Below are 19,451 nucleotides of genomic sequence, written 5' to 3'. Positions count from 1 at the left end.
GCGTCGGCGCCATGTCGACGCCCCGCATGTCCTAGCAAGAGGACCAGCTTCCACGCCACCCGTGTGTCCTCTTGCTGTTTCGGAGCGTCCTTTCATGATCACCGTCTGTGGTCTCGACGTGCGCATCGGCGCGCGTCTGCTGTTGCACGATGTCTCTTTCCACCTCGCCCCCGGCGACCGTGTCGGCCTGGTCGGCCGCAACGGCGCGGGGAAGACCACCCTCCTCTCCACGCTGGCCGGCCTCGCCGAGCCCGCCGCCGGCACCGTCGCGCACGCCGGTTCGACCGGGTACCTGCCGCAGGACTCCCGGGTCGCGGATCCGGCCGTCCCGGTGCTGGACCGGATCCTGTCCGCCCGCGGGTCGGACGACGCGCAGCGGGCGCTGCGCACGGCCGAGGCCGCGATGGCCACGGCCGAAGGGGCGGCGCTCGATCGGGCGCTGCGCGCCTACGCCCGCGCCGAGGCCGCGTTCGAGCGGTCCGGCGGGTACGCCGCACAGGCCGAGGCGGCCCGGGTCGCGGCGGGCCTGGGCCTGCCCGAGCGGCTGCTGGAGCAGCCCGTCGGCGACCTGTCGGGCGGCCAGAAGCGGCGGGTCGAGCTGGCCCGGATCCTGTTCGCCGGGCACGACACGCTGCTGCTGGACGAGCCGACCAACCATCTGGACGCCGAGTCGGTCGCCTGGCTGCGCGGCTTCCTGGCGTCCCACCGGGGCGGGCTGGTGCTGATCAGCCACGACCTGGAGCTGATCGGCGCGACGGTGAACCGGGTGTTCCACCTGGACCCCCGGCGGGCCGCGCTGGACGTGCACAACACCGGCTGGTCGGCGTACCTGACGCAGCAGGCGGCGGACGAGCGGCGGCGCGCCCGGGAGCGGGCGAACGCGGAGCGCAAGGCGTCCAGCCTGCACGCGCAGGCGGAGCGGATGAAGGCGAACACGAACACCGCCTCGGCCGCGAAGTCGATGGCCAAGCGGGCGGACCGGCTGCTGGCGGGGACGGAGCCGGTGCGGAAGGCGGAGCGGACGGCGCGGATCCGGCTGCCGGAGCCCGCGCCGTGCGGGCGGATCCCGCTGGGCGCGATCAGCCTGGCGAAGGAGTACCGCGGCCACCGGGTGCTGACCGGGGTGGACCTGGCGGTGGACCGGGGCAGCCGGCTGGTGGTGCTCGGTCCGAACGGGGCCGGCAAGACCACCCTGCTGCGGCTGCTGGCCGGCCGTGAACTCCCGGACGGCGGCCGGACGGTGGCGGGGCCGGGCCTGCGGCTGGGCTACTTCGCGCAGGAGCACGACACCCTCGTCCCGGAGCGCACCGTGTTCGAGCACCTGTCGGCCGCCGCACCGAGGTTGACGGACGGCGAGGTGCGCTCGGTGCTCGGGTCGTACCTGTTCGGCGGGGACGACGCGGACAAGCCGGCCGGGGTGCTGTCCGGCGGCGAGAAGACCCGGCTGGCCCTGGCCTGCCTGGTGCACTCGGGCGCCAACGTGCTGCTGCTGGACGAGCCGACCAACAACCTCGACCCGGCGTCCCGGGACGAGGTGCTGCGCGCGGTCGCCGAGTACCCGGGCGCGATGGTGATGGTCACCCACGACCCGGACGCGCTCGGCGCGCTGCGCCCGGACCGGGTCCTGCTGCTGCCGGAGGCGCACGAGGACCTGTGGGACGACCGCTACCGCGCGCTGGTCGCCGCGGACGCGCGGTGAGCCGGGCCGCCGGTCAGCGCCGGTCGAACTGCTGCTGGACGCACTGCGTCCACTGGCCGACCTCGCGGTACTCGTAGCAGTCCCGGGTCAGGTCCGCGAACCACACGGCGAACACCACCGTCACGGCGGCCGCCACGACGGCGAGGGCGGACAGCACGGTGCCGGTCAGGGCCATGCCCCGGCCGGCGCCGGTCCGGCGGGCGGTCCGCACCGCGAACGGGCCGAGGACCAGGCCGATCGCGCCGAGCGCGCCGCCGACCACCACCGGGGAGGTCAGCAGCGCCACGGTGCCGAGCACCACGGCGGCCACGGCCGGCCGGGGGCTGCGGGTGCTCGGTGCGGTCGTCGGGTGGGTGTTCATCGTCGTCCTCTCCTGGTTCGGGTCGGGTCCGATCCTGGCGGCGGGGACGGCCCGCGCACATCGCGGGAACAGGGGAACTGCGGCTCCCCCGGTCGGGGGAGGTCCGCCCTCGGCGGCCCGGCCATACTTGCGCCCATGACCTGGGGATTTCGGCCGCTGCTGCGCGGCTCCACGTACTCCGGCGCGCTGTTCGCGTTCTGCGCCGCGCCGGCGAGCCTCGTCCTGCTGCCGATCGCCGTGGTGCCGGCGACGGTCTGGGGCTCGGCGCCGTACGGGGCCCGCGCGGCGGTCACCGTGCTGCTCTGGGCGGCGCTGGTCGCCGCACTCGGCCTGCCCCGGATCACCCGGCGGGCGCTGACGGCGGGCGCCCGGCGGCTGCTCGCCGTGCCGCTGCCGGAGGTGCCCGCCGGACCGGCCGGCGGCGGCCGCTGGCGGACTCCGCTGTGGCTGGTGGCGCAGGTCGCGCTGGGCTGGATCGGCGGGCTGGGCTGCCTGCTGCTGTTCGTCGCCGGGGTGAGCCTGCCGGGCAACTGGCTCGGCGGGGAGGCCCGGCTGAGCTGGTCCGGCCGGTCGGTGCAGGTGACCGGCGTCTGGAGCTGGGTGGTCGCCGCGGTCTGTCTGCTGCTGGTTCCGGTGCTGTGCGCGACGGTGTCGGGCGGGCTGCGCCGGCTGGCGCTCCCGCTGCTCGGGCCCTCGGCGGCGGAGCGGCTGGCGCTGTCGGCCGAGCGGGAGCGGCGGCTGGCCGAACGCAACCGGCTGGCCCACGAGCTGCACGACTCGATCGGGCACACGCTGACCGCGACCACCATCCAGGCGGCGGTGGCCGGCGAGGTGCTCGCCGCCGACCCGGTGGCGGCGCGGGCCGCGCTGCGCAGCATCGAGGAGTCCGCCCGGGCCGCGCTGGAGGACCTCGACTACGTGCTGGGCGTGCTGCGCGAGGAGCAGCCCGGCACCGCCCCCGCCCGGACGCTGGCCGACCTGCCGGAGCTGCTGGAGCGGCTGGGGCACGCCGGTGCGGTGCTGGAGCCGGAGCTGTCCGGCGAGTTGACGCGGCTTCAGGGGACGCTGTCCCGGGCGGCGTACCGGATCCTCCAGGAGGGGCTGACCAACGCGCTGCGCCACGGCGCGGGCGGGCCGGTCGAGGTCCGGGTGGCGGCCGGGCGGGAGTCGTTGGAGCTCGCGGTGGTGAACCGGACCGGTGCGCCGACGGCCGCCGTCGGCGCCCGGGCCTTCCCGACCTCCGGGCACGGCCTGCCCGGTCTGGCCGAGCGGGTCCGGCTGCTGAACGGCGAGTTCGAGGCCGGCCCGGACGGTTCGGAGCGCTGGCGGCTGGCGGTCCGGCTGCCCGTGCGGTGGTCGGCGTGACCGGCTCCGGCGCGCCCGTCACCCTGCTGATCGCGGACGACGACGCGATCACCCGCAGCGGCCTGCGCGTCCTGCTCGCCGCGCAGCCGGGCCTCGCGGTGCTCGGCGAGGCCGCCGACGGCGTCGAGGCGGTCGAACAGGCCCGGCGGTTGCGGCCCGATGTGGTGCTGATGGACGTCCGGATGCCGCGCTGCGACGGGATCGAGGCCACCCGGCAGCTGCTGGCCGGGGCGGCCGACCCGCCGAAGGTCGTGATGATCACCACCTTCGAGAACGACGGCTACGTCACCGGGGCGCTCGGCGCCGGGGCGAGCGGCTTCGTGCTCAAGCGGCTGCCGGTCGGGCAGATCGCGGAGGCGGTGCGGGTGGTCGCCGCGGGTGAGGCGATCCTGTTCCCGGCGGCGCTGCGCCGGATGGTGACCGCCCGCCCGCGCGGTTCGGCCGAGGCGCTGCCGCGGGCCGCGCTGACGGCGCGGGAGGAGGAGGTGCTGCGGCTAATGGCCACCGGCCTGTCCAACCCGGAGATCGCCGAGGTGCTCACGGTGAGCACCGAGACGGCGAAGACGCACGTCGGGAACGTGCTGACCAAGCTCGGCGCGCAGAACCGGACGCACGCGGTGGTGATCGCGTACGAGTCCGGCCTGGTGGTGCCCGGCTTCCAGGCACCACCAGGGTTCTGACGCCACGTCAGCCCTTGACGCAGATCACCTGCTTGAGGTGGGCGACCACCTCGACCAGGTCCTGCTGCTGGGCCATGACCTTCTCGATCTGCTTGTACGCGCCCGGGATCTCGTCGACCACGCCGGCGTCCTTGCGGCACTCGACGCCCGCGGTCTGCTGGACGAGGTCTGCGGTGGTGAAGCGCTTCTTCGCCGCCGTCCGGCTCATCTTGCGGCCGGCGCCGTGCGAGGCCGAGTTGAAGGAGGCCGCGTTTCCGCGGCCCTTCACGATGTACGAGCCGGTGCCCATGGAGCCGGGGATGATCCCGTACTCGCCGGAGCCGGCCCGGATCGCGCCCTTGCGGGTGACCAGCAGGTCGACGCCGTCGTAGCGCTCCTCGGCGACGTAGTTGTGGTGGCAGGAGATCATCTCGCCGAAGGTGGCCCGGGCCTTGGGCAGTTCGCGGCGGACCGCGTCCTGGAACAGGGCCATCATCAGCGCCCGGTTGTGCTTGGCGTACTCCTGCGCCCAGAACAGGTCGGAGCGGTAGGCGGCCATCTGCGGGGTGTCGGCGATGAAGACCGCGAGGTCACGGTCGATCAGGCCCTGGTTGTGCGGCAGCGAGCGGGCGATCGTCATGTGGTGCTCGGCAAGCTCCTTGCCGATGTTCCGCGAGCCGGAGTGCAGCATCAGCCAGACCGCGCCGTCGTCGTCCAGGCAGAGCTCGATGAAGTGGTTGCCGGAGCCGAGCGTCGCCATCTGCAGGGCGGCCCGCTCGCGCCGCCACCGCACGTCGGGGGCGATGTCGTCGAAGCGCCCCCAGAAGTCGTCCCAGCCGGCGGTGGACCGGCCGGGCAGCTTGCCCGGGTCGATCGGGTCCTTGTGCAGGCCGCGGCCGACGGGGATGGCCTGCTCGATCCGGTGGCGCAGGTGCGACAGGTCGTCCGGCAGGTCCTTCGCGGTCAGCGAGGACTTGACGGCCGTCATTCCGCAGCCGATGTCGACGCCGACCGCGGCCGGGCAGACCGCGCCGTTCATGGCGATGACGGAGCCGACGGTGGCGCCCTTGCCCAGGTGGACGTCCGGCATCACGGCGAGGCCGCGCAGCCAGGGCAGGGTGCTGATGTTGCGCAGCTGCTGCATGGCCTGGCCCTCGACGGTGGCCGGGTCGGCCCACATCCGGATCGGCACCCGGACGCCGGGGATCTCGGTGTACGACATGGTGATTCGACCTCCTGGGTCGCTGTTTTCCAGGGTGCCGCACGAAGACGCCCGGTGCGGCGGCGGGGAAGATCGGGGGCGGCCCGGCAGGGCGGGGCTGCGGGCGGCAGACGGTGCTGCGCGGCGACTGCTCAGGCAGTTCGGTACGAACAACGGAAGGGCAGCCTCGGGGAGCGTCGTCGTGGCTCGACCCGCATGGTGACCGCCTCCTTCCGCATTCGTCGCGACCGCGCGTCTCTCGCTCGGCCGGGGACATCTACCCACACCCGGCGACGGCCGTGCAATCGATTAAAACGCCGAGGGCCCGGCGGAGCTGACGCCCCGTCGGACCCTCGTGAGCAACGCGGTCAGTTGGCGACGACCGTGACGTCTCCGATGCCGAGCGCCTTGACCGGCTCGGCGATCACCGAGGCGTCGCCGACCAGCACCGTGACCAGCCGGTCCGGCGGGAAGGCGGCGATCACGGCGCGGGCGGCCGCGTCGGTGTCGAGCTCGGCCAGCTGCCGGTAGAACTCGGCCTGGTAGGTGTCGGGCAGGTACTGCTCGACCTGGTCGGCCAGGGTGGCGGCGACCGATCCGGCCGTCTCGTACTTCAGCGGCGCGACGCCGACCAGGAACTGCACGGCCTCCTCGCGCTCGGCGTCGGTGAGGCCCTCGGCGGCCAGCGTGCTCAGGATGGTCCAGGTGTCCTGCAGCGCGGGCGCGGTGGACTCGGTGTCCACCGAGCCGCTGATCGCCAGCAGCCCGCGGCCGGAGCCGTCGGCGGCGGAGCGCAGCGGCTGGGCGAACGCCCGGACGCCGTAGGTGTAGCCCTTCTCCTCGCGCAGCACCCGGTCGAGCCGGGAGGTGAGGGTGCCGCCGAGGCAGTAGATGCCGAGGACCTGCGCGGCCCACTCCGGGTCGTGCCGGTCCGGGCCGATCCGGCCGATCAGCAGCTGGGTCTGCACCGAGCCGGGCCGGTCGACGATGACCACCCGGCCGGTGTCGTCGGCGACCACCGGGCCGTGCACCGACGGCTCGACGCTCTCGCCGGTCCACCGGCCGAGGGTGGATTCCAGCAGCGCGACCAGGTCGACGCCGGTGAGGTCGCCGACCACCACGGCGGTGGCGGTGGACGGGCGCAGGTGGGCGTCGTAGAACGCCTTCACCGCGTCCCGGTCGATCCGCTTGACGCTGTCGGTGGAGCCGGCCCGCGGCCGGGACAGCCGGTCGTCGTCGGCGAACAGCGCCGCGTACAGCGCCTTGGCGGCCCGCCGGGACGGGTTGGCCTGCTCGTGGACGATCTCGTCGAGGCGGTTGGCGACCAGCCGCTCGATCTCCTCCGTGGGCAGCGCCGGGACCCGCAGGGCGTCGCCCAGCAGGGTGAGGCCGCGCTCCAGCCGGGAGGCCGGGACCTCCAGCGAGACCCGCAGCGCCGGGTGGTCGGCGTGGGTGTCCAGGGTGGCGCCGGCCCGCTCCAGCTCGGCCGCGAACTCCTCGGCGGTGAGCGTGTCGGTGCCCTCGGAGATCGCCCGGGACAGGATCGAGGCGACGCCGTCCAGGCCCTCGGGCTCGGCGGCCAGCGGCGCGTCCAGCACCACGTCGACGGCGACCAGCTGCTGGCCGGGCCGGTGGCAGTGCAGCACCGTCAGGCCGTTGGCCAGGGTGAGCCGTTCCGGCGCCGGGAACGCCCACGGGGTGGGGGTGCCGGGCTGCGGCTGCGGGTGGAAGTCCATCGCCGGGGTGTACTGCGCGGGGGTGTCGCTCACGCCGCCGCCTCCTCGTTCTCGGAGCTGTCGTCGTCGGTGCTGTCATCGGGGGTCGGTTCGTACACCAGCACCGCCCGGTTGTCGGGGCGCAGCCGGGCGGCGGCCACCTCGCGGACCTCCTCGGCGGTGACGTCGAGGACCTTCGGGAGTGCCTCGTTCACCAGCTTCGGGTCGCCGAACAGCACCGCGTAGCGGCAGAGTTCGTCGGCGCGGCCGGCCACCGTGGCGAGCCGGTCCAGCCACTCGCGCTCGATCTGCGCCTGGGCGCGTTCGAGTTCCTCGGCGGTGGGGCCCTCGGCGGCGAACCGGGCGAGCTCCTCGTCGACGGCGGTCTCGATCTGCTCCAGGGTGGCGCCGGCGCCGGCCTTGACGTCCAGCCAGCCCAGCGAGGGCGCGCCGGCCAGCCGCAGCAGGCCGAAGCCGGCCGCGACGGCGGTGCGGTCGCGGCGGACCAGCCGGTTGTACAGCCGGGAGGACTCGCCGCTGCCCAGGATGGTGAGCGCCAGGTCGGCGGCGTCGGCCTGCCGGGTGCCGTCGTGCGGCAGCCGGTAGGCGGCCATCAGCGCGCGGGACGGGACGTCCTCCAGGACCAGCTCGCGGGCCTCGCCGGCCATGGTCTCGGGCAGCGAGCCGTCGCGCGGCGGCTGCTTGCCGTCGTGGCCGGGGATGGAGCCGAAGTACTTCTCCACCCAGGCGATGGTCTGCTCGGGGTCGAGGTCGCCGACGATCGACAGCACCGCGTTGTTGGGCGCGTAGTAGGTGCGGAAGAACGCCCGGGCGTCCTCCAGCGTGGCGGCGTCCAGGTCGGCCATCGAGCCGATCGGGGTGTGGTGGTAGGGGTGCTCGCCGGGGAAGGACAGCGCGGTGAGCTTCTCGAACGCGGTGCCGTAGGGCACGTTGTCGTAGCGCTGGCGGCGCTCGTTCTTCACCACGTCGCGCTGGTTCTCCATGGACGTGTCGTCCAGGGCGGCCAGCAGCGAGCCCATCCGGTCGGCCTCCAGCCAGAGCGCGAGCTCCAGTTGGTGCGCGGGCATGGTCTCGAAGTAGTTGGTGCGCTCGAAGCTGGTGGTGCCGTTGAGCGAGCCGCCGGCGCCCTGGACCAGTTCGAAGTGCCCGTTGTTGGAGACGTTCGCCGAACCCTGGAACATCAGGTGCTCGAAGAGGTGGGCGAGTCCGGTGCGCCCCTTCACCTCGTGCCGGGAGCCCACGTCGTACCACAGGCACACGGCCGTGACCGGAGTGAGGTGGTCCTCGGAGAGCACGACGCGCAGGCCGTTGGCCAGGCGGTGTTCGGTGATGGCGAGGCCGCTGGCGGGGCCGGGGTTGGCCATGCGGGGGTCCTTCCCGTCGTCGGTTCCGGAGTGTCCGGGCCGGGGGCTTGTGACGTCCCCCATTGTGGTGCAACGCACCGAGCCGCCGTCAGGTGTCCGGGTGGCAGGCGCGTTCGCCGGTGGCGGAAGCGGCCCGGGTGACAGGCGGTGTCCCACCGAGGGTCCACAATGGGGGGCGTTCACGCCCGCGTCCGCCCGCCCACCCCAGTACCGCAAGGGAGCCCCGCAGCGATGGCCCGCCGCAGTTCGCCCACCCCGCCGCCCGGTGATTTCGAGGAGCGCATCCTCGATGTCGATGTCGTGGACGAGATGCAGGGATCGTTCCTGGAGTACGCCTACTCGGTGATCTACTCCCGGGCCCTGCCGGACGCCCGTGACGGCCTGAAGCCGGTGCACCGCCGGATCCTGTACCAGGCCAACGAGATGGGCCTGCGCCCGGAGCGCGGCCACGTCAAGTGCGCGCGCGTGGTCGGCGAGGTGATGGGCCGGCTGCACCCGCACAGCGACGCCTCGATCTACGACGCCGTGGTGCGCCTTGCGCAGCCGTTCTCGATGCGGCTGCCGCTGATCGACGGCCACGGCAACTTCGGTTCGCTCGGCAACGACGACCCGCCGGCCGCGATGCGCTACACCGAGTCCCGGCTGACGGCGGCCGCGATGTCCATGGTGGAGTCGATCCACGAGGACACCGTCGACTTCGACCCGAACTACGACGGCTCCGAGCGGGAGCCCCAGGTGCTCCCCTCGGCGTACCCGAACCTGCTGGTCAACGGCGCCACCGGCATCGCGGTCGGGATGGCCACCAACATGCCGCCGCACAACCTGTCCGAGGTGGTGGCCGCCGCCCGGCACCTGATCAAGCACCCGAACGCGGACCTGGAAACCCTGATGCGGTTCGTCCCGGGTCCGGACCTGCCGACCGGCGGCCGGATCGTCGGCCTGTCCGGCATCCGCGACGCGTACGAGTCCGGCCGCGGCACCTTCAAGATCCGCGCCACCACCGCGATCGAGAACGTCACCGCCCGCCGCAAGGGCATCGTGGTCACCGAACTGCCGTACGCGGTCGGCCCGGAGAAGGTGATCGCGAAGATCAAGGACCTGGTCAACGCGAAGAAGCTCCAGGGCATCGCCGACGTCAAGGACCTCACCGACCGCGAGCACGGCCTGCGCCTCGTCATCGAGGTGAAGAACGGGTTCGTCCCCGAGGCACTGCTGGAGCAGCTGTACAAGTTGACGCCGATGGAGGAGACCTTCGGCATCAACAACGTGGCGCTGGTGGACGGCCAGCCGCTGACGCTCGGCCTGAAGGAGCTGCTGGAGGTCTACGTCGACCACCGCTTCACGGTGGTCAAGCGCCGCAGCGACTTCCGCCGCCGCAAGCGCCAGGACCGGCTGCACCTGGTCGAGGGCCTGCTGATCGCCCTGGTCGACATCGACGAGGTGATCGCGCTCATCCGCAGCAGCGACGACGCGGCCCAGGCCAAGGAACGCCTGATGGAGCGCTTCGGCATCTCCGAGACGCAGACGGCGTACATCCTGGACACCCCGCTGCGCCGGCTCACCCGCTTCGACCGGGTCGAGCTGGAGGCCGAGCAGGCCAAGCTGCTCAAGGAGATCGCCGAGCTGACCGAGATCCTGGAGTCCGACACCAAGCTGCGTTCCGTGGTGTCCTCCGAACTCGGCGCGGTGGCCAAGCAGTTCGGCACCGAGCGGCGCACCGTGCTGCTGGAGGCCGGGTCGGTGCCGTCGGCGGCGCTGTCGGTGCCGCTGGAGGTCGCCGACGACCCGTGCCGGGTGCTGCTGTCCTCCACCGGCCTGCTCGCCCGCACCTTCGACCTGGAGCCGGTCACCGAGGAGCCGTCCCGGGCCAAGCACGACGTGCTGGCCTCCGCCGTCCCCGCCACCGCCCGCGCCGACATCGGCGTGGTCACCACGGCCGGCCGGGTGCTGCGCCTGCCGGTGATCGACCTGCCGGCGCTGCCCCCGGGCACCAGCGCGCTGTCCGGCGGCGCCGCGGTCTCCGAGTTCCTCCGGCTGGAGGCGGACGAGAAGGCCCTCGCGCTGACCACGCTGGACGAGTCCTCGCCGGGCCTGGCGCTCGGCACCGTGCAGGGCACGGTCAAGCGGGTGGTGCCCGAATGGCCCGCCAACAAGGACGAGTTCGAGGTGATCGCGCTCAAGGACGGCGACACCGTGATCGGCGCGATCGAGCTGCGCACCGGCGAGGAGGACCTGGTCTTCCTCACCTCCGACGCCCAGCTGCTGCGCTACCCGGCGGGCCAGGTCCGCCCGCAGGGCCGCCCGGCCGGCGGCATGGCCGGCATCAAGCTGGCCGACGGCGCCCGGGTGCTGTCCTTCACCGCCGTCGACCCCGCCGAGGACGCGGTGGTGCTCTCGGTGGCCGCCGCCACCGGCACGCTGGACGGCGAGCAGCAGACCAGCTGGAAGCTCACCCCGTTCGACCAGTACCCGCGCAAGGGCCGGGCCACCGGCGGCGTCCGCTGCCAGCGCTTCCTGCGCGGCGAGGACGGCCTGGCGTTCGCCTGGGTCGGCCCGCTGCCCGCCCTGGGCGCCACCGCCAACGGCCAGCCCGTCATCCTCCCGGAGCGCGACCCGCGCCGCGACGGCTCCGGCACCCCGGTGTCGGCGCAGATCGCCGCGGTCGGCGGCCGGATGTGAGAACTGCCTGACAGCGCGTCAGCCGGTCGGAGCGGCGGGGACTTTCCTGGGAGAGTCCCCGCCGTTCCGCATGTTCCGGGCCACCGATCGGATCGGCGAGTCGGCGCGACGACGTTCACTGCCGCACCGTGCGGAGGTCTCGCGGGCGAGGGTCAGCGGTGAGAGCGGCTCGGCGTGGCACGGCGGGGTCCGGCCCGACGCCAACCGACCGGCCGTCGGCGGGGCCGACGGGGGCCGGCAACGCAGCACGCCGACTCGACGCACCGGACCAGGGTGCGCCCGGCCCGCGATCGGCTGCACCGTCCGGCCACTCCTGCGGTCTGCCGACCTCCGCCCGCTCCCGCCGTTCGCCGCCCCCGGGCCCGACGACCGACCTGCCGGGCCGCCCTCGGTGGCCGGGAAACCCACTCGCACTAGGGTGGGGCAGGTGAGCACCTGTACGACGCTGTCGCACGAACTGACCGAGCCGCTGACCGCCACCGCGGCCACCGCCACCACCTGGCTACTGCTCGAACAGCCCGGCCCGTGGGGCGCCCAGGCGCTCACGGCCAGCCACCTCGACCCCGAACTCGGGGCCGCGCTGGACCGGGCGGCCGAAGGCACCGGGGTCCGGATCGCGCTGATCCGCCGGCCCGGCCGGCACGCCGACACCGACACCGCGGCCCGGCACGAGGTGCTGATCGCGCACACCTCGCCCGCCGACCCGTGGGTGCGCCGGGCCCGCCTGGACTCCCCCGCCGCGCTGCTCGACCTCGACTTCGCCGCCCTCGGCGCGGGCCGCCACGACGGCTTCGGCGCCGAGCACGTCGGCGGCCCGATCGCCCTGGTGTGCACCAACGGCCGACGCGACCGCTGCTGCGCACTGCTCGGCCGCCCGCTCGCCGCCGACCTGGCCTCCGCCGGCCACAGCGAGGTCTGGGAGGTCACCCACCTCGGCGGTCACCGCTTCTCCCCCACCATGCTGGTGCTGCCGCACGGCTACGCGTACGGCCGGCTCACCGCGGAGTCCGCCAAGGAAGTGCTGGCCGCCACCGCCGCCGGCCACACCACTCCCGCCCACTCGCGCGGCCGCTCGTACTGGCCCCGCCCGTCCCAGGCCGCCGAGCAGGCCGTCCGCGAACTGACCGGGGAGGCCGCCGCCGCTGCGCTGACCATGCGTCAGCTCCCGGACGGCGACGGCTGGACGGTCGAGGTGGCGCACACCGACGGCCGCCGCTGGCGGGCGACCGTGGCGGAGTCCGCGAGCGAGCCGCCCCGGCCCGAGAGCTGCGGCAAGGCCCCGGGCACCCCGTCCCGGATGGACGTCACCGCCCTTGAGGCCCTCGCCGGATGAACGCGGACGGGCCCCGCACCACCCGGTGCGGGGCCCGTCCTGCGACGCTCCGTCAGGCGGCTCCGGCGCCGGTCAGGGCGCGCACCTCCAGCTCGGCGTAGCCGTCCTCGTCGGCGGGCTCCCGGTCCAGCCAGGTGCCGATCGCGCCGGCCAGGAAGCCGAGCGGAATGGAGACCAGGCCGGGGTTCTCCAGCGGGAACCAGTGGAAGTCCATGCCGGGCAGCACCGAGGTCTTCGACCCGGAGACGACCGGCGAGAACAGCACCAGCACCACCGCCGGGATCAGGCCGCCGTACACCGACCAGACCGCGCCGCGGGTGGAGAAGCGCTTCCAGAACAGCGAGTACAGCAGCGTCGGCAGGTTCGCCGAGGCGGCCACCGCGAAGGCCAGGCCGACCAGGAACGCGACGTTCAGGCGCTGCGCGTACAGGCTGAGCACGATCGCGAGGCCGCCGATCACCACGGCGGAGACCCGGGCCGCGATCACCTCCTCGCGCTCGGACACCTGCCGGCCGCCCTCCCGCCGCCAGGCCCGGGCGTACAGGTCGTGGGCGAAGGCCGCGGAGGAGGCCAGGGTGAGTCCGGCGACCACCGCCAGGATGGTGGCGAACGCGATCGCCGAGATCACCGCGAACAGCAGCAGGCCCCAGGTGGAGCCGTCGCCGCCGCCGAGGTCCAGGGCGAGCAGCGGCACCGCCGTGTTGCCCGCCGAGTTGGACACCCGGAGGTCGTGCCCGCCGACCACCGCGCCCGCGCCGAGCCCGAGCACGATCGCCATCAGGTAGAAGGAGCCGATCAGGCCGATCGCCCACATCGTGGAGCGCCGGGCGGCCCGCGCGGTCGGCACCGTGTAGAACCGGCTGAGGATGTGCGGCAGGCCGCCGGTGCCGAGCACCAGCGCCAGACCGAGGCTGACGAAGTCCAGCCGGTCGAGGGCGCTGGAACCGTAGTTGAGGCCCGGCCGCAGGTAGGCCTCGCCCGCGCCGCTGCGCCGCGCGGCGGTCTCCATCAGCGCGCCCAGGTCGCCGTGGAAGCGGGCCACCACCAGCACCGTGAGCAGCACCGAGCCGCCCACCAGCAGGAAGGCCTTGACGATCTGGATCCAGGTGGTGGCGCGCATCCCGCCGACCGTCACGTAGACGATCATCAGGGCGCCGACCGCGATGATGGTCCACGCCTTGGCGGCCCCGCTGTTGGTGCCCAGCAGCAGGGCGACCAGGCTGCCCGCGCCGACCATCTGCGCGATCAGGTACATCAGCGTGACGACCATCGACGACAGGCCGGCCGCGGCCCGCACCGGCCGCTGGCGCATCCGCAGCGCCAGCACGTCGGCCAGCGTGTACCGGCCCGCGTTGCGAACCAGTTCGGACACCAGCATCAGCACGACCAGCCAGGCGACCAGGAAGCCGATGCTGTAGAGCACGCCGTCGTAGCCGTACAGCGCGATCAGGCCGGTCACGCCGAGGAAGGAGGCGGCCGACAGGTAGTCGCCGGACAGCGCGAAACCGTTCTGCAACGGGGAGAAGTCGCGTCCGCCGGCGAAGAAGTCCTCGGCGGCGTGGCCGCGGCGGCCGACCCAGACCGTGATGGTCAGCGTCACCGCGACGACGACGGCGAACAGGGCGACGGCGAGGCCGTGGTTGGGGTGGTGAGCAGTCATCGCAGCTGGTCCTGGGTGTCCCAGCGCAGTTCGAGGGCGGCTCGATCGCGCTTGGTGCGGGCATTACGGGCGTAGAGCCAGGTGAGCAGGAAGGTCGAGGCGAACTGGCCGAGGCCGAGCGCCCAGGCCACGTTCAGCGGCCCGGCGATCCGGCGGCCCAGCAGGTCGGGCATGAACGCCTCGGCCGTCACGAACAGCAGGTACCAGGCCAGGAACCCGGCGCAGGCCGGGAACACGAACGAGCGGTAGCCCCGCCGGATCTCCCGGAAGGCCTCGCTCTCCTGGACCTTCCGGTACACCGCGCCGCCGATCCGGTCCTCCGGCGGCGCCGCTTCCGCTTCCACGCTGCGCCGCGGCGCCACCACCCGGGGCTGGGGGGGCGCCCCGACCCACCAGTCGACTCTCTCCTGCTGCGCCACTTTGCCGACACCTCATCATTTCGGTCACTCCGACCGAACCATGATGGAGTGTCACAAACCACACAACGAAACCCGTGGAGAAACGTTCTCCCCAGCAATCAACAGTGCTGTACGTCTACCAACTTTCCGAAATTCCATGCTTGAAGGCGTATGCGACGGCTTGCGCCCGGTCCCTGACCGCCGTCTTGGCAAAGAGGTTGTTGATATGGGTTTTCACCGTGGCGGGGCTGACGAACAACCTCTCGGCGATCTCCGCGTTGGACAGCCCGGACGCGATCAGCGCCAGCACCTCGGCCTCCCGCTGGGTCAACCCGTCCGGCAGCGCCGCCCGAACCGGCCGCCCGGCCTCGGGCTTCGCGGGCGCGGCGGCCACCGCCGGCCCCGGTTCCGCGACGGGCTGCGCCGGCTCGGCGGCCGCCGGCGCGCCCGACAGCCGCTCCAGCAGCCGCAGTTGGACCTGCGGGGAGAGCCCGGCCGCACCCGAGCGGACGTCCGCCACCGCGCGGGCGATCTCCTCCGCGCCGGCGTCCTTCGTCAGGAAGCCCCGCGCCCCGGCCTGCAGCGCGGAGAACAGCGAGTCGTCGTCGGCGTACGTGGTGAGCACCACCACCTCGGTGCCCGGGTGCTCGGCACGGACCCGGCGGGTGGCCTCCACCCCGTCACAGCGCGGCATCCGCAGGTCCATCAGCACCACGTCAGGGGCGTGTTCGGCGACCAGCCGCACCGCCTCCTCGCCGTCCGCCGCCGAGCCGACCACCGTGATGCCCGGCAGCAGGCCGAGCAGCATCACGATGCCTTCGCGGACCACGGTCTGGTCGTCGGCGACCACCACCCGGATCGGCCCGCCCGTCATCTCCGAACCCGTCACGCCGGCACCCGCAGCAGCACGCGCCACCCTCCGTCCTCGGGGCCCGCCAGCAGTTCGCCGCCGAGCAACTCCGCGCGTTCGCGCATCCCGAGCAGACCGTACCCGCTTCCGCTGTCCCCCAGCATCGGGTCCGCCCCGCGCGGGGCGCCCGAGTTGCGCACCGTCAGCTCCACCGCGCCGTCCAGGTAGCCGAGCCGGACCGCGACCCGGCCGCCCGGCGCGTGCTTGCGGGCGTTGGTCAGCGCCTCCTGCGCGGTGCGGCGCACCGCCAGCCCGGCCTCCGCGGGCACCGGCCGGGGCACCCCGTCCACCGTCAGCTCGGCCCCGGACTGGGTGGCCAGCTCGGCCACGAACTCGGCGACGGGGGCGAACTCGCCGCGCAGCGCGGACAGCGCCTGCCGGGTCTCGGCCAGCCCGTCCTGGGCCATCCGCCGGGCGGCGACCACCCGTTCACGGATCTCGGCCCGCTCGGCGCCGGCGTCCAGCATCAGCCGGGCCGCCTCCAGGTGCACCAGCTGCGCAGACAGGCTGTGCGCCAGCACGTCGTGGATCTCCCGGGCGATCCTGGCCCGTTCGGCGAGCGCCGCGGACTCCGCCCGGGCCACCTGCGCGGCCCGCTCCTGCGCCAGCAGGGCGCGCTGCGCGGACCGGGCCTGGCTGTCCAGCCGCAGCAGGTAGCCGAGCAGCCCGAGGCCGCCCGCCACGGCCAGCATCACCAGCAGCGAGTCGCCCGACCGCAGGCCGTAACCGACCAGCGCCGCGGCGGCGGTGGCCAGGCCCGCGGCCAGCGGCAGCCGGATCACCGCGAGCACCGCGAGGCCGCACCAGATCACCGAGGCCAGGGTCCTGGCCCCGCCCTCGTCGGCCAGTTCGGCGAACACCAGCAGCCCGGCCGCGCACGCCAGTGCGGGCCACAGCCTCCTCGCCCGGCAGGTGACGTACCAGCCGGTGAACAGCCCGGCGGCGGAGGCGATCCAGAGGATCGGCGGCAGCAGCCGCCAGCCCGTGTAGTGCTGTTCGGCGAAGGTGCCGAAGGCCACCGTCGACAGCAGGGCGATCCGGCCGAACAGCCACAGCGCCATCCGGGCCCGCGAGCGGCTCTCCCGGATCGGGACGTCTCCGGCCGGCCAACGGGTCCAGCGTTCCAGGGTGCTCACCGGATGATCCTCTCTCAATGCCGGTGCCGCCGACACCCGGTGGGGTCGGCGGCACCGTGCTGACGCTCCGTCAGGCGGCCAGGGCGTGCTTGTCGTCCAGCCGGTGGGCCCGCCAGCCGACGACCGACGAGCGGACCAGCAGCAGCAGGCCGAGCGACAGCATCAGCACGCTGGTGGACTGGTGGACGTGCAGCGCGGTGCCCAGCGCGTACCAGCCGATCCGGATCGCGATCGCGCCGATCCAGGCGAACACGGTGGCGGTGGAACCCTGGGTCCACAGCGCGCCGTCACCGTCGCGCCAGATCCGCATGGTCCAGCCCCAGGCGCACCCCATGCCGAGCGTGGTGACCAGCGAACCGGCCAGGATCAGCGCGGCGGCGCCCTTGTGGGCCGGGTCGATCAGCACCGGGTCGCGCAGCGCCACCGCGGCGAGGATCACCGGCAGCAGCCAGAACCGACGCTCGGTGTCCAGCCGACGGGCCCGCAGCTGCCGGCCCACCACCAGGACGATCACGGCGACGGCGATCAGGACGTTGGACAGGGCGGTCATTTCGGGTGCCTCCTGGACGGGGTTCTTTCGACACCCCAAACGCTACGGAGAACCGGCCGCCGACTCCTCGGAGCAAGGGTGGAACCCGAAGCCGGAAGGGCTCTCCACCCGTGGGTGGAGAGCCCTTCCGTGCGGCTTCGCTCAGGCGTCGATCCGGGAGCGGTCCAGGGTGGCCGCCGAGTCCACGATGAACTCCCGCCGCGGCGCGACGTCGTTGCCCATCAGCAGGTCGAAGGTCTTCTCCGCGGACTCCAGGTCGCCCAGGTTGATCCGGCGCAGGATCCGGTGCCGCGGGTCCATGGTGGTCTCCGCCAACTGGTCGGCGTCCATCTCGCCGAGACCCTTGTAACGCTGGATCGGGTCCTTCCAGCGCAGCCCCTTGCCCTGGAACTCCAGCAGGGTGCGCCGCAGTTCGGCGTCCGAGTAGGTGTAGTGGTACTTCTCCTGGCCGCGCTTGGGGTTGGTCAGCTCGATCCGGTGCAGCGGCGGCACCGCGGCGAACACCCGGCCCTGCTCGACCATCGGCCGCATGTAGCGGTGGAACAGCGTCAGCAGCAGGGTGCGGATGTGCGAGCCGTCGACGTCGGCGTCGGCCATGAAGATGACCTTGCCGTACCGGGCCTGGTCGATGTCGAAGGTGCGGCCGGAGCCTGCTCCTATGACCTGGATGATCGCCGCGCACTCGGCGTTCTTGAGCATGTCGCTCACCGAGGCCTTCTGGACGTTCAGGATCTTGCCGCGGATCGGCAGCAGCGCCTGGAACTCGGAGTTTCGGGCCAGCTTGGCGGTGCCCAGCGCCGAGTCGCCCTCGACGATGAACAGTTCGCTGCGGTCCACGTCGTCGGTACGGCAGTCGGCCAGCTTGGCGGGCAGCGAGGAGGTCTCCAGCGCGGTCTTCCGGCGCTGCGCCTCCTTGTGCTGCCGGGCGGCGACCCGGGTCCGGGCGGCGGCGACGACCTTCTCCAGCACGGCCCGGGCCTGGAGCTTCTCGTCCTTCTTCGCGGAGGTCAGGAAGTTCTTCAACTCCTTGGCCACCACCGCCGCCACGATCCGGTTGGCCGCCGAGGTGCCCAGCACCTCCTTGGTCTGCCCCTCGAACTGCGGCTCGGCCAGCCGGACGGTGACCACCGCGGTCAGGCCCTCCAGCGCGTCGTCCTTGGTGATGTCGTCCTCGGCGACCCGCAGCAGCTTGCTGGACCGCAGCACCTCGTTGACGGTCTTGGCGAGCTGCCGCTCGAAGCCGTTGACGTGGGTGCCGCCCTTCGGGGTGGCGATGATGTTGACGAAGGACCGCAGCGTGCTGTCGTAACCGGCGCCCCAGCGCAGCGCGATGTCCACCCCGAGCTCCCGGGTGACCTCGGTCGGGGTCATGTGCCCGAGCTCGTCGAGCACCGGGACGGTCTCCTTGAAGGTGCCCTCGCCGCGCAGCCGCAGCACGTCGGAGACCGGGCGGTCGGGGGCGAGGAACTCGCAGAACTCGCTGATGCCGCCGTCGAAGCGGAAGGTGTCCTCCTGGACCTGCTCGCTCTCGGTCAGCCGCTCGTCACGGACCACGATGGTCAGGCCGGGCACCAGGAAGGCGGTCTGCCGGGCCCGGGCGTGCAGCGACTCCAGCGAGAGCTTGGCGTCCTTGAGGAAGATCTGCCGGTCCGCCCAGTAGCGGATCCGGGTGCCGGTGCGGGTCTTGGCGAACCGGCCCTTCTTGGTCAGGCCGCTGCCGGCCGTGAACTTCCCGTCCGGGCCGTCCTCGGCGAACGCGCCGGGGGTGCCGCGCCGGAAGCTGATCGCGTGCGTGGCGCCGGACCGGTCCACCTCGACGTCCAGCCGGGCGGACAGCGCGTTCACCACCGAGGCGCCGACGCCGTGCAGACCGCCGGAGGCCGCGTACGAGCCGCCGCCGAACTTGCCGCCCGCGTGCAGCTTGGTCATCACCACCTCGACGCCGGACAGCCCGGTCTTGGGCTCCACGTCCACCGGGATGCCGCGGCCGTTGTCCCGCACCTCGACCGAGCCGTCCTGGTGCAGCAGCACATCGATGTGGTCGCAGAAGCCGCCGAGGGCCTCGTCCACCGAGTTGTCGATGATCTCCCACAGGCAGTGCATCAGACCGCGACTGTCGGTCGACCCGATGTACATGCCCGGCCGCTTGCGGACCGCCTCCAGCCCCTCGAGGACGAGCAGATGCCGCGCGGTGTAGTCGGACCCGCCCTCACCGGTCACCAGAGAGGACGGGACGGTCTTTTCTCCACTCACGCTCTGCACTCCTCCATGATGTTGACGGACACCCCGCATGCTCTCAGCAACTGAGACTTCGGCCGCCGAGGCCCGCGCGCCTTGTACGCGCTGCGCGAACACGACTCCCACCGCGGACGCGGCCCCCACCCTGCCATCTCCTGCCGA

At 73.3% G+C, this 19,451-nt stretch carries 15 protein-coding genes; 5 read left to right on the top strand and 10 right to left on the bottom strand.

The window, feature by feature from the left end; translation table 11 throughout:
• Positions 1–94: 94 nt before the first annotated feature.
• Entirely contained in the window at positions 95–1,699 is a 1,605-nt protein-coding gene (locus CG736_RS33130) for an ABC-F family ATP-binding cassette domain-containing protein (protein WP_100589815.1), read from the top strand.
• A 13-nt stretch (positions 1,700–1,712) separates the two neighbouring features.
• On the opposite strand, the gene CG736_RS33125 is transcribed toward CG736_RS33130, so the two are convergent.
• A complete protein-coding gene (locus CG736_RS33125; RefSeq protein WP_232734347.1) occupies positions 1,713–2,060 on the bottom strand; it encodes a DUF4190 domain-containing protein in 348 nt (115 codons plus the stop codon).
• A 135-nt stretch (positions 2,061–2,195) separates the two neighbouring features.
• Here CG736_RS33125 and CG736_RS33120 point away from each other — a divergent pair, with 135 nt between their 5' ends.
• Together CG736_RS33120 and CG736_RS33115 are read left to right on the top strand one after the other, a co-directional pair.
• Complete coding sequence (locus tag CG736_RS33120) at positions 2,196–3,425, top strand: sensor histidine kinase (RefSeq protein WP_100589814.1); 1,230 nt, start codon at positions 2,196–2,198, stop codon at positions 3,423–3,425.
• Positions 3,422–4,105, top strand: a complete 684-nt coding sequence (locus tag CG736_RS33115; protein WP_232734346.1) for a response regulator transcription factor — start codon at positions 3,422–3,424, stop codon at positions 4,103–4,105. Before CG736_RS33120 ends, CG736_RS33115 begins: the two co-directional genes overlap by 4 nt.
• 7 nt (positions 4,106–4,112) lie before the next feature.
• On the opposite strand, the gene CG736_RS33110 is transcribed toward CG736_RS33115, so the two are convergent.
• From CG736_RS33110 to CG736_RS33100, 3 genes are all read right to left on the bottom strand, one after another.
• Positions 4,113–5,306, bottom strand: coding sequence for an RtcB family protein (locus CG736_RS33110; protein WP_100589812.1), 1,194 nt, complete (start codon positions 5,304–5,306; stop codon positions 4,113–4,115).
• 347 nt (positions 5,307–5,653) lie between these two features.
• A complete protein-coding gene (locus tag CG736_RS33105) occupies positions 5,654–7,021 on the bottom strand; it encodes a pitrilysin family protein (protein ID WP_100589841.1) in 1,368 nt (455 codons plus the stop codon).
• A 29-nt stretch (positions 7,022–7,050) separates the two neighbouring features.
• Complete coding sequence (locus tag CG736_RS33100; protein WP_100589811.1) at positions 7,051–8,385, bottom strand: pitrilysin family protein; 1,335 nt, start codon at positions 8,383–8,385, stop codon at positions 7,051–7,053.
• A 231-nt stretch (positions 8,386–8,616) separates the two neighbouring features.
• Here CG736_RS33100 and CG736_RS33095 point away from each other — a divergent pair, with 231 nt between their 5' ends.
• Together CG736_RS33095 and CG736_RS33090 are read left to right on the top strand one after the other, a co-directional pair.
• On the top strand, positions 8,617–11,064 hold the full coding sequence (locus CG736_RS33095) for a DNA topoisomerase (ATP-hydrolyzing) subunit A (RefSeq protein ID WP_100589810.1): 2,448 nt from the start codon (positions 8,617–8,619) through the stop codon (positions 11,062–11,064).
• A gap of 427 nt (positions 11,065–11,491) precedes the next feature.
• A complete protein-coding gene (locus CG736_RS33090; protein ID WP_100589809.1) occupies positions 11,492–12,397 on the top strand; it encodes a sucrase ferredoxin in 906 nt (301 codons plus the stop codon).
• Positions 12,398–12,449: 52 nt separating this feature from the next.
• Here the strand turns inward: CG736_RS33090 and CG736_RS33085 are convergent, their stop codons facing one another.
• The 6 genes from CG736_RS33085 to CG736_RS33060 all read right to left on the bottom strand — a co-directional run bounded on the left by CG736_RS33085 (position 12,450) and on the right by CG736_RS33060 (position 19,343).
• A complete protein-coding gene (locus CG736_RS33085) occupies positions 12,450–14,057 on the bottom strand; it encodes a cation acetate symporter (protein ID WP_100589808.1) in 1,608 nt (535 codons plus the stop codon).
• Positions 14,054–14,476 (bottom strand): DUF485 domain-containing protein, encoded by a 423-nt coding sequence (locus CG736_RS33080; protein WP_043909852.1) that lies wholly within the window; start codon positions 14,474–14,476, stop codon positions 14,054–14,056. The genes CG736_RS33085 and CG736_RS33080 overlap by 4 nt, the downstream gene beginning before the upstream one ends.
• A gap of 115 nt (positions 14,477–14,591) precedes the next feature.
• A complete protein-coding gene (locus tag CG736_RS33075; protein WP_100589839.1) occupies positions 14,592–15,329 on the bottom strand; it encodes a response regulator transcription factor in 738 nt (245 codons plus the stop codon).
• Positions 15,330–15,340: 11 nt separating this feature from the next.
• The gene (locus tag CG736_RS33070) at positions 15,341–16,501 is read right to left on the bottom strand and encodes a sensor histidine kinase (protein WP_232734345.1); all 1,161 of its coding nucleotides are present in this window, start codon (positions 16,499–16,501) and stop codon (positions 15,341–15,343) included.
• A 70-nt stretch (positions 16,502–16,571) separates the two neighbouring features.
• Positions 16,572–17,051: a CcdC protein domain-containing protein gene (locus CG736_RS33065; protein ID WP_100589807.1), complete on the bottom strand. Its 480-nt coding sequence runs from the start codon at positions 17,049–17,051 to the stop codon at positions 16,572–16,574.
• Positions 17,052–17,192: 141 nt separating this feature from the next.
• On the bottom strand, positions 17,193–19,343 hold the full coding sequence (locus CG736_RS33060; protein ID WP_369880798.1) for a type IIA DNA topoisomerase subunit B: 2,151 nt from the start codon (positions 19,341–19,343) through the stop codon (positions 17,193–17,195).
• Between the last annotated feature and the right edge of the window lie 108 nt (positions 19,344–19,451).

It is taken from the genome of Kitasatospora sp. CB02891 (genome assembly GCF_002803145.1).
Taxonomy (GTDB): Bacteria; Actinomycetota; Actinomycetes; order Streptomycetales; family Streptomycetaceae; genus Kitasatospora; species Kitasatospora griseola.
The sequence above is the reverse complement of the archived record's forward strand: the minus strand, read 5'-3'. Positions and strand labels throughout refer to the sequence as shown.

Excerpts from the sequence above, each read along its gene's own strand:
- CG736_RS33075 (WP_100589839.1), bottom strand. The coding sequence starts at position 15,329 with ATGACGGGCGGGCCGATCCGGGTGGTGGTCGCCGACGACCAGACCGTG.
- CG736_RS33130 (WP_100589815.1), top strand. The coding sequence starts at position 95 with ATGATCACCGTCTGTGGTCTCGACGTGCGCATCGGCGCGCGTCTGCTG.
- CG736_RS33100 (WP_100589811.1), bottom strand. The coding sequence starts at position 8,385 with ATGGCCAACCCCGGCCCCGCCAGCGGCCTCGCCATCACCGAACACCGC.
- CG736_RS33065 (WP_100589807.1), bottom strand. The coding sequence starts at position 17,051 with ATGACCGCCCTGTCCAACGTCCTGATCGCCGTCGCCGTGATCGTCCTG.
- CG736_RS33120 (WP_100589814.1), top strand. The coding sequence starts at position 2,196 with ATGACCTGGGGATTTCGGCCGCTGCTGCGCGGCTCCACGTACTCCGGC.
- CG736_RS33105 (WP_100589841.1), bottom strand. The coding sequence starts at position 7,021 with ATGGACTTCCACCCGCAGCCGCAGCCCGGCACCCCCACCCCGTGGGCG.
- CG736_RS33095 (WP_100589810.1), top strand. The coding sequence starts at position 8,617 with ATGGCCCGCCGCAGTTCGCCCACCCCGCCGCCCGGTGATTTCGAGGAG.
- CG736_RS33110 (WP_100589812.1), bottom strand. The coding sequence starts at position 5,306 with ATGTCGTACACCGAGATCCCCGGCGTCCGGGTGCCGATCCGGATGTGG.
- CG736_RS33125 (WP_232734347.1), bottom strand. The coding sequence starts at position 2,060 with ATGAACACCCACCCGACGACCGCACCGAGCACCCGCAGCCCCCGGCCG.
- CG736_RS33060 (WP_369880798.1), bottom strand. The coding sequence starts at position 19,343 with ATGCGGGGTGTCCGTCAACATCATGGAGGAGTGCAGAGCGTGAGTGGA.
- CG736_RS33085 (WP_100589808.1), bottom strand. The coding sequence starts at position 14,057 with ATGACTGCTCACCACCCCAACCACGGCCTCGCCGTCGCCCTGTTCGCC.